The sequence below is a fragment of the Pseudomonas sp. A34-9 genome (genome assembly GCF_029543085.1).
In the GTDB taxonomy this organism is placed as follows: Bacteria; Pseudomonadota; Gammaproteobacteria; order Pseudomonadales; family Pseudomonadaceae; genus Aquipseudomonas.
Genome location: NZ_CP119967.1, coordinates 3473293 through 3488927 on the forward strand (window position 1 = coordinate 3473293; position 15635 = coordinate 3488927).

Genomic DNA, 15635 nt, shown 5'->3' on the forward strand with positions numbered 1-15635 from the left:
TTCGTTCCTGAAAGACACTCATGGAGGCTGCAGGTTTATGGAAGACACACCGACGCTGTACACCGAACGACTGATCCTGCGCCCATTGCAATTGACCGATGCCGAGTCCGTGCAACGCGAATTTGCGCATTGGGACGTGGTGCGATATCTGAATGCGGCCGTGCCATGGCCGTACCCGGACGATGGCGCCCTCACCTATCTGCGCGACATTGCCTTGCCGGCGGTGGCGGCCGGCAAGGAATGGCATTGGACGATTCGTCTCAAGTCCGCACCTGAACAGTTGATCGGCAATATCAGCCTGATGGATCAAGCGGACAACCATCGCGGTTTCTGGCTGGCGCCGGCGTGGCAAGGTCAGGGGTTTATGACCGAGGCGAGCGCAGCGGTGACCGATTACTGGTTCAACGTACTTCAACGGCCAGTGATGCGCGTGCCCAAAGCAGCGCCGAACCTGGGCTCTCGCAGGCTCTCGGAGCGCGCCGGGATGCGCTTGATTCGGACCGATGAAGACGATTTCGTCGGTGGGCGTTTTCCTCGGGAGATTTGGGAAATCACCCGCGAAGAGTGGCTAAAGCACCACTGATTTCCAGACACACCACCAATCCAATGTAGGAGCTGCCGGAGGCTGCGATCTTTTGATTTTGATCTTGAAAAGCAAAAGCAAAAGATCGTCCGATCGCGGCCCGAGCCTTCGGCAGCTCCTACAGGGGTCACGAAGACAGTGGGTTATGTGTTAAAGCGCACACCCGGTTTTGCCCGTTCATCCACGCTCAACTCAAACACATCCGGCCGCGCATAATGGCCGACCACATCGTAGTCATAACGTGCGCGCACCAGTTCATCGGTGTCGATTTCAGCCGTGAGCAACCCCGCCTCCCCGCGCAACGGCCCCGCCAGCACATCGCCCATCGGCCCGACGATCACGCTGCCGCCGGCAATCAGCGGGCGATCCGCTGGCCAATTGGCGATTTCCACGCCCAGTTCATTCGGCGAGGCCTGCACCTGGCACGCACTGACTACAAAGCAGCGGCCTTCATGGGCGATGTGGCGCATGCTGACCTGCCACATTTCCCGCTCGTCCACAGTCGGTGCGCACCACACTTCAATGCCTTTGGCATACATCGCCGTGCGCAGCAGCGGCATCATGTTTTCCCAGCACACCACGGCGCCGAGCTTGCCAACCCGGGTGTCGAACACCGGCAAAGTCGAGCCGTCGCCCTTGCCCCAGATCAACCGTTCGGTGCCGGTGGGCATCAGTTTGCGGTGTTTGCCGACGAGGCCGGCCTGCGGGTCGAAATACAGCGCGGTGCAATACAGCGTGCTGCCGGAGCGTTCGATCACACCGATCACCAGATTGGCCCCGGTGCGCGCCGACAGATCGGCCAGTGCTTGCGTCTCGGGCCCCGGCACGTCGATCGCATTGGCGAAGTAACGGGCATAGGCTTCACGCCCCTCGGGCAGGCGATAACCTAATTGTGTGCCGAAACCCTCGCCTTTCGGATAACCGCCCAACAGGGCTTCCGGCATCACTACCAGCGCCGCACCGGACTCGCTGATCGCGCCTTCCCAACTCAAAATCTGTTCCAGAGTGGCAGCTTTGCCGTCGGGCAATGCGCCGATTTGCAGCGCAGCAACAATCGATTTGGCCATGGCGGGGATTCCTTAAGGTTCAGTGGTTGCTGATTCTGCGGCGCCACGCGATCATGAATAAAGCCCCGATCACTGCTGAATGATATGAGCCAAATGAATATCGCCACGATCGACCTCAACCTGCTGAAAGTCTTTGAAGCCCTGCATGAAGAGTCCAGCGCCAGCCGCGCGGCGTTGCGTCTGGGCGTCACGCAATCGGCCGTCAGTGCGGCGTTGCGCCGGTTGCGCGAGTTTTACGGCGATCAATTGTTCGTGCGCACCGGGCGTGGGCTGGCACCGACGCTCAAAGCCAATCAATTGAAACCGGTGGTCAGCGACGCGCTGAACAAATGCCGGCAGACTCTGGCGATGGTCGACCCGACGGCCAATCAATACGATGGCCGCTCGGTCACGCTGGGGTTGTCGGATGACTTCGAGATTGCCTACGGCCGTCGCCTGATCGAGGAAATTGCCCGCAGCGCACCGAGGCTGCGGGTGATCTTCCGACAGACTCACAGCCAGATCGTCGCCCGCGCGCTGATGGAGCGCAGCATCGATCTGGCGATTACTGCCGGTGGCTTTGCCGAGCGCTTGCTCAGCCGTCAGGTGTTGGGCGAAGGTGGCTATGCGTGTCTGGTCGATCCGGCGAGCCTTGCGCCCGGCCAGCAGCAGATTGATCTTGAGGCGTTCGTTGCCCGCGAGCACATTCTGGTGTCGTCCGGCGGGTTTATCGGGATTACCGATGAGGGGTTGGCGGCGCTGGGCCGGAGCCGACGGGTGTGCGCCTCGACCACGCATTTCGCCGCGCTGCCGTATCTGCTCAAGGGCAGCCGGGCGGTGGCGACGATTCCGACGCATGCCGCCGAGAGCATCGCAGCACTCAGCGGTCTGGCGCTGCTGCCCTGCCCGCTGCAGTTGCCGCGGTATCCGGTCGAACTGGGCTGGCGCACCAGCACGCAGATCGATCCGGTGGTGGTCAAAGTGCGTGAAGCGATTGCCGCGACGTTCAGGTGAGGCGTTACTTGTTGGCGGCCATCAGTCGATTGACTTCACTGCGAACCATGTTGGCGAACTCCGGCGGCGACATGCCGTCCAGTTCCGCGCGGACCCACTCAGCCCATTTGCCTTTGCGCTTGCCGCGCTCGCCGAACAAACGCGCGGCTTCGCCTTTGGCTTTGCCCAGATTGTTCTGCCAGAGTTCGAACAGACGGGATTTCTCGTCTTCCAGCGCGGCGCGCTCTGCGAGTGATTTGTCGGCCAGATTGAAACTCATGGGGAATTATCCTGCTGCGTAAAATGGCGACATCTTACACGCTCGGCAGAAATCTCCCGCGCAGGTTTTTCTTTCTGGCCTAAATTCAGTGCAACTTTTCCGTAAGCGCCACACTCCATTGATCACTGTCCATTCAACTGCAAGGAGTCACCCAATGGCCCGTAAATCCGCCGTGCAAGCCGCCGAAGATCAAATCAAGGATCAGGCCTTCAGCGAACTTCAGGCTCTGATCGAAGAGTCCGACAAACTGCTCAAGAGCAGCGCCTCACTGGTCGGCGAAGAAGCGGAAACGCTGCGCGGACAAATCGCCCTGAAACTGCAACAGGCTCTGGATTCCGTGTCGAGCGTGCGTGATCGCACCAAACCGGCGGTCGATGCCACTGAAAGCTACATTGGCGGCCATCCGTGGCAGACCGTGGCAATCTCCGCCGGTTTCGGTCTGGTGGTCGGCTTGCTGCTCGGCCGTCGCTGATTCAAAGTGTCTAGTCCTGAAATAGGTTTACACCTGTTTCACCCCAACGCCCGATGCACCGCATCGGGCGTTTTGTATTTTAAGGACAGGTGCGGGCGTTCCTGGTTGTAGATCAGGATCGCTTGTCGCACCATTTGCTCCGCTTGCGCCAAGTCTGTCGGCCGGTGGAGTAATAGTTCTGTTTTCAAGATGCCGTTGACCCGCTCTGCCAAGGCGTTTTGGTAGCAGTCGTAGCCATCCGTCATCGAACACGTGATGCCATGCTTGGCGTGGAGCTTTTGATACAGCGCCGAGCAGTACTGGACTCCTCGATCCGAGTGGTGGACCAGTTTCTGACGTGTTCGACGTGCCTTTAACGCCATGCGTAAGGCTTGGGCCACCGAGTCGGCATGCAGGCTGCCATGCACGTGATAACCGACAATTTTTCTTGAGAAGGCATCTGTGACCAGGCTCAGGTAGACCGGATCGTCACGCTGGGTGGACAGGTAAGTAATATCGGCCACCCAGACCTGTTCCGGACCGGTTGCAACGACTTGCTGCGGACCTGGCTTTAGCAGATTGGGATGGCAGCGAAAGTGATGATGGCTGTCGGTCGTCTTGTGATAGGCCCGTTTCCTGCGAACCAACTGCCGGTGCTCGCGCAGCACTTCAAACAAGCGATCCCGGCCAACATGCAACTCAGGTTTCTCACGCTCCGCGTGCATCAATGACTGGAGCTTGCGTGCGCCAATGCAGGGTTGGCGCACTCGGATTGCCTGCACAAACTTGATGAGTTTCTGATCTTGATCGACTCGCGCCCGATAGACGCGATCACGCTTGTAAAAGGCTTGGCGACTGATCCCCATAAACTGGCAAGCCCTGCTGACACTCAGGGTTTGGGTTTGCGCAACGACTTGCCGGGCCGCTTTTTTACAATGGATACGCCGTAGTCATTCTTCAAGACATCAACCACATCTTCAAAGAATTTGGCTTTCTGATTTGCTAGTGCCAGTTGCTCCTCAAGCTCTTTGATTCTCTGCTCGGGGGTCAAAGGCAAAGTTGGCTCGTCCATCGGTCGAGTCCTCTGCGTACGAATGGAGGCGCCTTGGCTCCAATCTTGTCGACCATGCTTGCGTAACCAGACCAACACCGTCGATCGACCCTGAATCCCATAACGCCGTTGAGCCTCTTTATAACTCAACTCGCCTTTTTCTACTTGGTCGACAACCGACAATTTAAAAGTCAGCGTGTAATCGCGCTGACTACGTTTTGCGCCCGTATCCATTGCACCTTCCTGATAAAAAGCCAGAAGGTGTAAACCTTATCCAGGACGAGACAAAGACGAAAAAAAAGGCGAACCCGCTGGGTTCGCCTTTTTTATGCCTGCGTGATTTAGGCGACTCCAGGCTTGCAAAACCTGAGTTCAGCTCGATCTTTCACGTCGGCGCACATCCCCCATTCACCGCGGTCAGACCCCTCTCCCTCGGGGCGGTCCGACGTTTCGGGAGGGCCAGGGTGAGGGGCTTTCGATCTTTGATCATGCTCCCGCCAGTCCACGCAACTGCGCCAATGTCTGCTCATCCAGCACAATGCCCTCAGCCAACGATTTGCTCCGCTGCCAATGCCGACGATCCCCCGGCAAACGCTTGAGGCCGACGCCGTGCATCTGGCGCACCAGTTCGCCACTGCGTTCGGCAAAACCCTGCCCGGCGGCCTTGCTCGGATCGATGACGATCAACAATTGCCCGGTCCACGGCGTTTTCGCCCCGGGATGATCGGACCAATCGAACTCGAAGGAAAAGTTGCCTCCCGTCAGCGCCGCCGCCATTAGCTCGACCATCATCGACAGCGCCGAGCCTTTATGACCGCCGAACGGCAGTAACGCGCCGCCTTCAAGAATCGCTTTGGGGTCCTGGGTCGGCTGACCGAGGCTGTCCACGCCCATCCCGGCCGGCAGCCGCTCACCTTTGCGCGCGGCGATCTGCACGTCGCCATGGGCGATCGCGCTGGTGGCCAGGTCGAAGACTATCGGCGCGGCGCCGGCTCGTGGGGCGGCGAACGCAATCGGGTTGGTGCCGAACAGCGGCCGGTCAGCGCCATGGGGCACCACGCAGGTCATGCTGTTGACCACGCTCAGCGCCACCAGCCCCTCGTCGGCGAAAGGCTCGACGTCCGGCCACAGCGCGGCGAAGTGATGCGAGTTGCGAATCGCCAACACGGCAATCCCGGCGCTTCGCGCCTTCTCCACCAACAACGGCCGAGCGGCGGCCAGTGCCGGTTGCGCGAAACCGTTGCCGGCATCGACACGGACAAATCCCGAGGCGACATCTTCGACTTGCGGCACGGCGCGGCCGTTGACCCAGCCGCTTTTCAGGGTCGAGACATACCCGGGAATGCGAAACACGCCATGGCTATGGGCACCGTCACGCTCGGCGCCGGCACAGTTGGCGGCCAGCACTTGCGCGACTTCGGCGGAGGTGCCGTGGCGCAGAAAAATCGTTTCAAGCAGTTGCGTCAGCGCTTCAAGAGACAACGAGGACGAGACAGCAGAGGACACCTGATCGTGTGGCGCAGACATCTGAAGCTCCAGAATGATTATTGGAGGGAACAACAGCGTATGGACGACTTGCTCACCGATTAACCATGGCGGAGCTGTCGGCTGTCAACCCTTCGATCATTCGGGAGTGACTGACGCCCTTCCCTGCATATTTCAACTCGGCGTGTGCGGTAACTATGTACCGCCTGTGCACGGAACTGCGTACCTATTCTTGAGCCCCCCGCCCAAGGCGCCTGCATTCAGAGCTCGATGATGTCTAGCCCCACTGCACCTTTACTCTTCCCCGACATTCTCAAATCCCCAGGCCTGCATAACGACTTCCGTCAAGCCCACGGCCTGAACAGCAAGGATTTCCCTTGGCTCGCTCATGTGCAACTGGCAACCCATGCGCTGCGCAGCGAACAAACCCCACCCATGCTGGCCGAACGCATTCTGTTAAACGCCGACAAGCAATTGGCTGTGCCGCTGGCCGGCAGTTTTATTCTCAGCGCCGGGCCGGATGACCAGGGCGTGTTTCTCTACACCCCCTACGATGGCCTGAAAAAATACGCTGATCACGAGGCGCTGACCGAGGCCTTGCAAACGCGCCTGGACAACGCTGACGAAAAGGATGATCTGTTCGCCTTTCTCACCGTGTCGCTGCGCAAAGAGTTAGTAGAAAAACGCGGTATTACCCAGACCCGGGAGACGATCGAAGGCGATGTGTTCGACGATCAAACTGCCGCGATCAACCAATCTCAGGACACCTGCGCGCGCGACCTGCTGGATGAACTCAAACGCCTGCCTTCGCTGACCACCCTGCTGGAAAAGATTCTCGATGAACTGCTCGAACCTCACTTCGCCGGTTTGCAGCAGTCGCGCACCCGGGTCAGTTTTTTCGCCGAAACCGATCCACTCTCCGGGGATGTCAGGCAATGGGTCGATTCGCTGTCGCTCAGTGAAGCGCTACTGCTGTACTTCCGTCATCAAGGCTGGCCGCGTGGTCAGACAGCTGAATTTTCCCATGCCGCCCGCTCTGGCCGGGAGGCTGACCAGATCGCTTGGGCGCATGCGATCAAGTCCGCAGCGGGAAAACTTGCCATGCTGTTGTTTCGACAGCTCGAGGCCTACTGGAATGCCGCCTCATTCGAGGGCTCGCCCAGACGCGCATTCTTCAGCCAGACACTGCAGGATCAGGTGCGTGCGGATTTGATGATCAAGCGCGAAACGGAAATCCTCTCCGCCGCTGAGTTCAACGCATTGCACTGCTTGATTCGGGAACCGAATGTCGCTTTCCAGCGACCCACCTTCGAAACCGTGTGCTTGCGCGAGGACACCGCCTATGTCGAGTTGGCCGGCTCGCTGATGATCAACCATGACAACGCCTATCTCTACACCCCCACTCAAGGCTTTCAGGTCCTCACCAACTACGCCGATCTGAAACAGACGTTGACCGCCAAACTCAATGCCGCCGGACATGAGGACGAGCTATACGGCCTCATGAGCCTTGAGGAACGCAATCGCTATCTTGGTTTCGCCAACGCCCAGGTGGCCGGTGAACACATCGGCGGCGAGATCATTACGACGCTGTTTGAGGCAATCCTCACCAAACAACGCCAGAACGTTGAATACGCCTTGCAGCTCTTGCGCCAAAGCGAACGCACGACTGACATCCATGCGCTTTTCGACAAGGCGCTGGATATCCGCGCAATGATTCACGAGCGCCTGCTCAAGCTTGACGTCAACGAACGCTGGAGCACCCGCCCGTTGTTTTCCAGCGCACCACCCTCCTCAATCGTGCAGGCCGACAAGGCTGGACAATTGGCGACAAAGCTGGAACGCACCCTGGAGAATCTCACCAGCCACTTTAAAGACCAGCCGACCACCAGCAGCACTGAGCAACGCGCCTTTCTCGAAGGTATTCGATGGAAACTGGCGCAGGCCTTCGAGGACGGTGTGCGTGGTGAGGCACAGATGAGAAACCTCAGCGGATCCTGGCTGACGGCCGAGCGAACAATCGTCGAAGCGGTGTTCAACGCAAAACACGCAACACGCATGGATCGCCAGTCCGTCAATGGCTTCCGGCCGGATGCCTGGTCGCTCACCCTCACCCGCACAGGCCAAAGTGAAGTGATGTCGCTTGCCCACTGCGTACTCCTGACCGAACGCGGAGGCATGGATGTCGAGCATTCCGGGCGTGCCATTCTGTGGACCCCAGCCATGGGCCTGGAATCGTTCGACGACATCGCCATTGCGCAAAAGCAGCTGCAACGGCGGCTCGACGACAACAATCAGAATCAGACACTGCTGGAAAATCTGCCACCGAAGCAACGCCCACTCGATCAGCAATACATCCTGGGTACCTTCCAACTGATTGAAGGCAATGTGATGAACGATCGCATGCAATCGGCCATTGAACATTTCCTCGACCATTGTCAGGTGTTACGCGTTTGCATCAAGGACAAGGACACACTCGCAAACTTCCTGAGTCAGATGAAAAACACCGTCATCGATACCAACTTGCGCCGGACCATTGAACTCGCGTGGGCCATCGTCCGTCGTCTCGACTATCCAGACTGGTTGCGCATGGCCCCGGTTACCGAACAACGCACGCAACTCGCCCTGCTGGATGAACTGCGACGCAGCTTTATCGATGGCAAGGATTTTCTCGAAGGCATACCTGCGTTAACCACCCATGTCGAGGACACGCTGAAGACCCTGCTCGACGCCAGATTCCCGAACAAAAGACTCAAGCCGCAGGAGATTCAGATCACCCCGAATCTGACGCTGGCCGGTCCATCCTGCAGTTTGCTCGATTTTGCCTTGCATCACTACAACATCGTGCAGGGCACCGGTTTCAAGGTTGCCTCGAACACAGCCACCGCGTTACCGAAGAACCTCAATCAGTCTGCCGTGCAGCAACTGTTGCAATCCCTCGATATCACCACCACCTACACGCAGAAAGTGACCGAAGCGCTGTCAGCTGACAGCGACTCGGCACGCCTCAGCAAAACACGCTTTTTACGTCAGGTGCCCTGGCAGTTGATGCAGCACGCGCACTCGTTGAAGTTGCAGCAACAGCTGTCGGAAAACGGGTATGACTACATTTGCCAGGTTCTGGACATGCCGGACGGGGTGGCGCGTGCGACGGTAAAGGACGCCCACGCCATTGTTTGCCCGCTGTCATCGATCAAGGCCACAGGCGGCACTGTTGTCGACGCCCTCGGACTTTATGTGATCGGGCCGGGTCCGGGACAAACAGGCCCACGGGTGCTCTACGCGCCTTACTCCAAATACGTTTTTCGCGAATTCGATACTGAAGCGCAGTTGATCGATGCGTTTAATACACCGGGGCATTTCCAGGACTTGATCATTCGACGCTTGCCCTCAGGGCAACAGGCAGGCTTCAAGAATCTTTTGAAAACAACGATCGGCAAACCTGCTGAAATCAAGCTGCAAAGCACTGCCATCAACGGCAATCTACTGGAGCGGTTGCACAAGGACACGCTCAGCCTGCTGCCACAGTTGCTCAGTTGCCAGCCGCAGATCAATGCGCAATCCGACTGGGAAGCGGCGAAGTTTCTATTCAGCCACGGTGTGCGTCTGGTTCCGTACCTGTTGCAGGGGAAACTCGCCTCATTGTTTTTTCTCTGGAAGAGTTACCAGGACTTCAAAGAGTCTGCCGAAGATTTGCAGGAACATCATTGGGCGAACGCCCTGAAAAGCTTCATCACAGGAGCGATCTCCCTGTTCAGTCTGGGCCGTTTATCCTGGGAAACAGAAGTGCAGGAGGAAACAGCCGAATTTGCGCAGGCGCCTGGATCGACGGCTGGCGAAAACGGCGGGAACCCAATGGTAAAAGCCGCTCGCTGGGCAAAAGTCGCACCCGTTACGGACTCTCGCATTAATCTGCAACGCTTTGAAACCACCACCGCTCTCGAGAAGCTGAAGCTTGAGAACAACAAACTTGTTTATGGGGATTCGTCGACGGGACAAAAATACGCGGCGATTGCCGGCAAGGTCTATCCGGTGATCCAGTCTGAAAAAACCTGGTATTTGCGTATAAAAAACGCGGGCCAAGGGCCGGCGCTGGCACAGAAGAACTCAAGACTTGTGGTTGCCGGCGCCGACAAGTCGGCTCGTCGTTGCCGGTCAAAGCAACGCAACCGCGCGCAAACCGACATCGAGCGCAGCCGCTCGATAATGATGTATGTCCAGGCCAAAGGGATGGCCCAAATCAATCGGCGCTATCCCGCCCGAGCCTTCGTGATACAGCAAGCTGTCAGTCGGGCGAGAGACTATGCGCTGAATTGCCTGCACAACTTCGTCATACATCGCGACAACCTGGGTGGCACTCGAGTTGAAACAGTACTCAAAGATTTTTTCGAAGTAGCGCAAATCCCCCCCAGGCTACTCAGAAGATTCGAACAGGTGATCATCCCCCTTTGCCGTGAGTTGACTGATCCAACAGATGACTTGCTCTATACGGAACGCTTTTTCGCAGGCCTGAATGCGCGCTTTGGCGACGATACGGTTGCATTTGTTTTCAAGGGAGACAGGCGAAGGGTCGTCCACTTCACCGAACTCTTTTTTAATCCGGGGATGCATGCCTACACTGCTTATCTGCCGCCCAGGTTCAATGTTGACTCTCATGCTCGCGCGGTCACGCTGTTCCATGAACTTTCGCATCTAGTCTCCGACAGCGAAGATTTCGTCTCCGTAGAGGCGATGGCGCCATTTCCCCATCTTATCGATACATCAACCGCGAACGGGCAACTTCTCAAAGCTGATATTGAACAGTTGCGTAAGTCCTTGTCCCGCTCCACCCCACTTTCGCAGTTGTTCGCGGAGAAGAGTCAGAACGGGGTGTGGGTGGGGCTGGATCAGTTGCCGGAGCGCGCCAATGATTACAAGAAAATTCTCAGCCTGACAAAAACCACAAATCTTGCAGATGCACGTAAAGCCTTTCGCAGTGCCGTCTCTGATGAAGCACGCGTTGATGTGATGCTGGCCAACGCCGACTCGATCGCGTTGCTCATCAGCGAAATGGGCCAGACGCTGGACCCGCCTCCGGTCCACATCCCTTTACCGGCGCCAACTTCAAGCCAGACGGGCTCCTTATCTGCCTTGCCTTGACGACTGGAATAAAAAAATACGCCGGCGGGAAGCCGGCGCATTTTTACAAGCAGCATTCGGGTTGTTAATCCTTCTGATCACGCAACACATTGCCCGACGCCCCGTCGATACGGAACTCGTAAACAACACCATCGGCCTTGCGTCCTTCACCCTCCCAATAGCCATCGTTATCAGCCTCGATCTTGTAGATCTCGACATAGCCTGCTTTAGTCTTGGCCGTTTCGATGGCTTTTTCGATGGTAATCCAGCCGGCGCCCGGTTTGTCGGCAAAGGCTGCGCCCGCCGCCATCAAAGAGGCAGTGGCAAGCAATGCGGCGAAAGTCTTTCTGATCATTTTTTCACTCCATTTATGGATAGTGGTCTTGGTCGTCCTGCTTTTTGGGTGCCTGAGCGAAAAATAAGTTCCACTTTGATGGGTAAATGCCATGACGCATGTTCTCGGCAACTTGCCGACAAGGTTAGAATGTGCGAAATCAGGACGAGTCAATGACCCAAGACACCCTCTCGGAAGCGGAATATGATGCGATCACCGATGCCGCCGCGCATTGGTGCATGCGTGTGCACGCCGCCGACTGCACGGACTCAGAGCGTCGCGCATTCAGGCAATGGCACGACGCACATCCACTGCATGCTTTCGAATATGAAGCCATGCTGGAAATCTGGGACGTGGCTGAACACTTGCCTCGCCCGGAATCTGCGTCAGTCGTGCCAGTGCCTCGACCTTCGCGCTCATGGCGTCAATTCGCTGTTGCAGCCGGTGTCTGTGCGCTCGCCCTGCCACTGGCCGCTTACACTGGCTGGAACCTGGGCTGGCTGCCCGACAGCTATCAGCATTACGCCGCCACCAATGATGTCCGGCAGGTTACGCTGAGTGATGGCAGTCAGATCGAACTGAACCTGAACACCGACCTGACCTTCAGCAATTACAAGGACGAACGCCGGGTTACCCTGAAAAAAGGTGAAGCTTTCTTTACCGTCAGTCACGACACGGCCCACCCGTTTGTCGTCCGCGCAGGCGAAGGCAAGATTCGAGTCACGGGAACACGCTTCAACGTCTGGATGTATCAGGATCAAGTGCGCGTGAACCTGATCGAAGGTTCGGTGCTGGTCACCAGCAATCGTTCATTACCAGGCGATGGCTTGCGCCTTGGCCCGTCGATGCAGGCACGCTACAAGCCAGGCGATTACATGCCGCAGATCAGCCAGACCTACGCCAGCGACACTTCACTGGCGTGGCGCAATGGCAAACTTGTGCTGGATAACCTGGCGTTGAGCGAAGCACTGCCACTGATCAACCGTTATCTGAGCAATCCACTCGAACTGGCTGATAACAACACCGGTTCGATTCGCGTGGGTGGCATCTACAACATCAAAGAGTTGAGCAACCTGGCCAACAGCCTGCCCAAGGTGCTGCCGGTCTACCTGAGCCGTAACAAGGAAGGTAACCCGGTGATCAACTCGATGCCGCAACAGCCGCCAAAAAGCTGAAGGCCGCGTCCCTTGCAGGATGCGGCCTTCAGGCTCGATGCGATGAACGCTGGTACTTATTGAGCGGCGACTTTCCCCGCCTTGTCCAACGTCTCGTGAACAGTCTGCACCTGATACTGCGGATCAGCCTGAATCTGCTGCTCGGTGAACGGCAGCACACTCCACTGCTTCTTCGAGAACGCCTCGGTCTGATCCCGTGAATACTTCGATGCCGGATCGCTCGACAGCGAGAACGCCAGCAGCCCCTGGGCGTGCGGGCCCTTGTCGTCAAAGGTCACGACTTGCAGGTAGCTGGTGCCACTGACCACTTCGAGTTTGCCGTCCTCACGAGGCACGCTCTGGATGGCGTTGTAGATCCCGAGAGCAGCCGGCCCGCCGTGAATCGGCGTCTGTTGCCCGCCGCTGCTGACCACCTGGATATCACCCCAGCGAGTTTGCGGGGTGAGGCCCATTTTTGTACTCGACTCGACCGACGCCAACATGGCCTCACGCAACGCCTTGGCCACCGCTGGCTGCTCGACGGCCAGGCCACGCGGAGTGTGTTGCGCATCCTTGGGATCGAACGCCACGCGCCAGACATCCGGCGAAGCCTGCAACGCCTGCATGATGTTCTGGAAGTGCACCAGGCCCACGCCCGAATCGAGATTGGCGCGGCCATCCCAGGCCTTGAGGCTGACGCACACCGGTTTAAGGGCCTGAGCATCGGCGCCGAGGTCAGCAGCACAGAACTTCAACAGATCCGGCACCACCTGCGTCGCCAGGTACACCTGGTCGTCCATCACCATTTGCTGCAGATCCTTCACCGCCAACGGCCCTTTCTTGCTCAGGGTGCTCAAACGATCCAGAGCAAACCGGGCGCGCAAGCCCAGCGGCTGGCCATCCTGACTGATCAACGGCGAGAAACCGGTGAGCGGCTGCGCCGGGTTGGCCAGCCATGCCGAGTCATTGGAGTGCTGGACAAAGTCCTTGCGCAGCAGTTGCGGCAGTTGGCTGGCGGCATAAATGCCTTTCTGCGCAGCTTGTGGGTCGATGTCCCACGCGCAGGCACTGTTGGAGCCGTCCAGCACGATCAGTTGTGTGCCGATACGCGGATCGCTGCACTTGGCCAGTTTCTCGGCGTTGACGTTCGGCACCACCGACAGGTTCATGTACAGCGTCTGGCCTTTGTCATCGACAGCCAGGGTGTTGACCCACGGAATACCCTGAATCTTGTGCACCGAATCCTGCAGCTGCGAAAGTGTGGACGCCTGATTCATCGTGTACCACTGGTTCAGCACCCGATCATTGTCGAGGTTGGCGTCGCGCAGGCTGTAGGCGAACTGATTGTCCCAGTCGAGCTTGCCCGGCCATTGCACAATCGGCCCGAATTGCGAGCTGTAGACATCGCGCGAGACCGGCACCACTTGCCCGTCGGCCTGTTTCACCTGCACGGTGACGGTCTGCTTGTTCAACGGCAGAGATTTGCCATCGAGCAGATAACGGGTGGCATCCTTCGGATCGAGTTGCAGACGATAGAGCGTGAAGTGTTTCGACGAATCGACCGTGTGCGTCCAGGCCAGGTGCTGATTGAAGCCGATATTGATCATCGGCAGGCCTGGCAAGGCGGCGCCCATGACGTCGAGTTTGCCGGGAATGGTCAGGTGCATCTGATAGAAGCGCATGCCGCCGACCCAAGGAAAGTGGGGGTTAGCCAGCAGCATCCCGCGGCCGTTGACCGAGCGTTCACTGCCCACTGCGACAGCGTTACTGCCACGGTCCAGGGCAAAGCGTTGCTGACGTGCGTCAGCCAACTGCCAGGCCTGCACGTTTTGTGCGATTGCGGCGCTCGCATGCGGCGGTGTAGCACCGGCCAAGGCCTCGGCGAACTGGCCGACACCGCCCTCGACCAACAGACGGCGGGTCAGCTTCACCAGATCTTGCGGTGCAATATCTCGCACCCACTCGCCCTGACACTGTTGCGGCAAGCCTTGCGGACGGCGCTCGGCCAGATAACGGTTGTAGCCGGCGGCAAAGCCCTCGACCAGATCACGCACCTGCGCAGGCTGCGCCTGCCAGAAATCGCTGACCGCTTCAGGCGTATTGAGCCAGGTAAAGAACACGTCGCTGACGCGGTTTTCGCGTTGTTCGACGGTGAACTGATCCGGGCCGAAGTAACGGGAACGCTGGCCATTGACCGTCACGATCTCGTTGGCCAACAGGCACAGATTGTCCTGGGCATAGGCATAACCGATGCCAAAACCCAGCCCGCGCTCGTCTTGGGCGCGGATATGCGGCACGCCAAAAGCAGTGCGGCGAATATCGGCGCTGACATCCGTGGCCGGGCTGAACGCATGGGCCGAACCACTCAAGCCAAAAACCACGCCGGCCAAGGTCAGTCCGGTTAACTGTCTGGAAATTATCACGCTCGCTCCTGATCGACATGCCAAAGAGCGGATCTGACGCTGACGCGGACCCGCCCTGGAAACACCCACGCGTCCACGCGCAATGAGCCTGTCGAAGAAACGAAGTCAGAGGAAAAAATTTAGTGCCGCATGCAATACCCAAAAACGCAAAATCAAAAGCCCCTCACCCTAGCCCTCTCCCGGAGGGAGAGGGAACTGACCGAGGTGATTGCGAGAGGTACGCCGACTTGAAATACCGAGCCGAACCCGGCTTTGAAAAGCCCACAAATCGCACCCTCATCCTCATCCTCATCCTCACCCTCACCCTCACCCTCACCCTCACTCACCCTCACCCTCACTCATCCTCATCCTCACCCCAACCCAAACCCAAACCCAAACCCCAAATCCAAACCCCAAACCCCAAACCCCAAACCCAAAGCAGACCGCATGCTCTTCCACCACTCAACAGGATGAGCGTTAGCTCGACTGCAGCTCTTGATCTTGCCGTGCCGGCCCCTTCGGCAGGCTGAGTGGAGGGATTGATCCGGGGGTGGGAGCGCAGCGACCGTTTGGCGCAGCCAAACACAGCGAGAGGAGGTGCAGCGAAGCAAACCGTAGGCGCTGCCCCCGGATCAATCCCGTAACGAAGGAACCCCGAGCCCCAGCGAGCGGGCCGAACGTCGGGGCCCAGCCTTTTGCTTACTTTTCGGCGTCTGGAAAAGTGAGTCGCTGTAAGAGCGA

Annotated in this window: 10 protein-coding genes and 1 pseudogene; 5 read left to right on the plus strand and 6 right to left on the minus strand. The window is 58.2% G+C overall.

Annotation, left to right across the window (positions count from 1 at the left end):
• Window positions 1–37: 37 nt before the first annotated feature.
• Entirely contained in the window at window positions 38–583 is a 546-nt protein-coding gene (locus P3G59_RS15395) for a GNAT family N-acetyltransferase (RefSeq protein WP_277757917.1), read from the plus strand.
• A 143-nt stretch (window positions 584–726) separates the two neighbouring features.
• Here P3G59_RS15395 and P3G59_RS15400 read toward each other — a convergent pair whose 3' ends face one another.
• A complete protein-coding gene (locus tag P3G59_RS15400; protein ID WP_277757918.1) occupies window positions 727–1650 on the minus strand; it encodes a carbon-nitrogen hydrolase family protein in 924 nt (307 codons plus the stop codon).
• Between the two features lie 84 nt (window positions 1651–1734).
• Between P3G59_RS15400 and P3G59_RS15405 the strand changes: the two genes are divergently transcribed.
• The gene (locus tag P3G59_RS15405) at window positions 1735–2643 is read left to right on the plus strand and encodes a LysR family transcriptional regulator (protein WP_277757919.1); all 909 of its coding nucleotides are present in this window, start codon (window positions 1735–1737) and stop codon (window positions 2641–2643) included.
• A gap of 4 nt (window positions 2644–2647) precedes the next feature.
• Here the strand turns inward: P3G59_RS15405 and P3G59_RS15410 are convergent, their stop codons facing one another.
• Window positions 2648–2902, minus strand: coding sequence for a hypothetical protein (locus P3G59_RS15410; RefSeq protein WP_007917411.1), 255 nt, complete (start codon window positions 2900–2902; stop codon window positions 2648–2650).
• Between the two features lie 154 nt (window positions 2903–3056).
• Here P3G59_RS15410 and P3G59_RS15415 point away from each other — a divergent pair, with 154 nt between their 5' ends.
• Complete coding sequence (locus P3G59_RS15415; protein ID WP_016982860.1) at window positions 3057–3374, plus strand: DUF883 family protein; 318 nt, start codon at window positions 3057–3059, stop codon at window positions 3372–3374.
• Between the two features lie 10 nt (window positions 3375–3384).
• On the opposite strand, the pseudogene P3G59_RS15420 reads toward P3G59_RS15415, so the two are convergent.
• A pseudogene (locus P3G59_RS15420) lies at window positions 3385–4638 on the minus strand (IS3 family transposase).
• A 252-nt stretch (window positions 4639–4890) separates the two neighbouring features.
• Entirely contained in the window at window positions 4891–5931 is a 1041-nt protein-coding gene (locus P3G59_RS15425) for an Ldh family oxidoreductase (RefSeq protein WP_277757920.1), read from the minus strand.
• A gap of 231 nt (window positions 5932–6162) precedes the next feature.
• On the opposite strand from P3G59_RS15425, the gene P3G59_RS15430 reads away from it, so the two are divergent.
• On the plus strand, window positions 6163–11025 hold the full coding sequence (locus P3G59_RS15430) for a DUF6543 domain-containing protein (protein ID WP_277757921.1): 4863 nt from the start codon (window positions 6163–6165) through the stop codon (window positions 11023–11025).
• 64 nt (window positions 11026–11089) lie between these two features.
• On the opposite strand, the gene P3G59_RS15435 is transcribed toward P3G59_RS15430, so the two are convergent.
• A complete protein-coding gene (locus tag P3G59_RS15435) occupies window positions 11090–11359 on the minus strand; it encodes a PepSY domain-containing protein (RefSeq protein WP_277757922.1) in 270 nt (89 codons plus the stop codon).
• 152 nt (window positions 11360–11511) lie between these two features.
• Between P3G59_RS15435 and P3G59_RS15440 the strand changes: the two genes are divergently transcribed.
• Complete coding sequence (locus P3G59_RS15440; protein WP_277757923.1) at window positions 11512–12513, plus strand: FecR family protein; 1002 nt, start codon at window positions 11512–11514, stop codon at window positions 12511–12513.
• 56 nt (window positions 12514–12569) lie between these two features.
• Here the strand turns inward: P3G59_RS15440 and P3G59_RS15445 are convergent, their stop codons facing one another.
• Entirely contained in the window at window positions 12570–14915 is a 2346-nt protein-coding gene (locus P3G59_RS15445) for an acylase (RefSeq protein WP_277757924.1), read from the minus strand.
• Between the last annotated feature and the right edge of the window lie 720 nt (window positions 14916–15635).

What these genes read in the sequence shown, in the direction of transcription:
- P3G59_RS15395 (WP_277757917.1), top strand. Translation starts at nt 38, where the DNA reads ATGGAAGACACACCGACGCTGTACACCGAACGACTGATCCTGCGCCCA.
- P3G59_RS15400 (WP_277757918.1), bottom strand. Translation starts at nt 1,650, where the DNA reads ATGGCCAAATCGATTGTTGCTGCGCTGCAAATCGGCGCATTGCCCGAC.
- P3G59_RS15405 (WP_277757919.1), top strand. Translation starts at nt 1,735, where the DNA reads ATGAGCCAAATGAATATCGCCACGATCGACCTCAACCTGCTGAAAGTC.
- P3G59_RS15410 (WP_007917411.1), bottom strand. Translation starts at nt 2,902, where the DNA reads ATGAGTTTCAATCTGGCCGACAAATCACTCGCAGAGCGCGCCGCGCTG.
- P3G59_RS15415 (WP_016982860.1), top strand. Translation starts at nt 3,057, where the DNA reads ATGGCCCGTAAATCCGCCGTGCAAGCCGCCGAAGATCAAATCAAGGAT.
- P3G59_RS15425 (WP_277757920.1), bottom strand. Translation starts at nt 5,931, where the DNA reads ATGTCTGCGCCACACGATCAGGTGTCCTCTGCTGTCTCGTCCTCGTTG.
- P3G59_RS15430 (WP_277757921.1), top strand. Translation starts at nt 6,163, where the DNA reads ATGTCTAGCCCCACTGCACCTTTACTCTTCCCCGACATTCTCAAATCC.
- P3G59_RS15435 (WP_277757922.1), bottom strand. Translation starts at nt 11,359, where the DNA reads ATGATCAGAAAGACTTTCGCCGCATTGCTTGCCACTGCCTCTTTGATG.
- P3G59_RS15440 (WP_277757923.1), top strand. Translation starts at nt 11,512, where the DNA reads ATGACCCAAGACACCCTCTCGGAAGCGGAATATGATGCGATCACCGAT.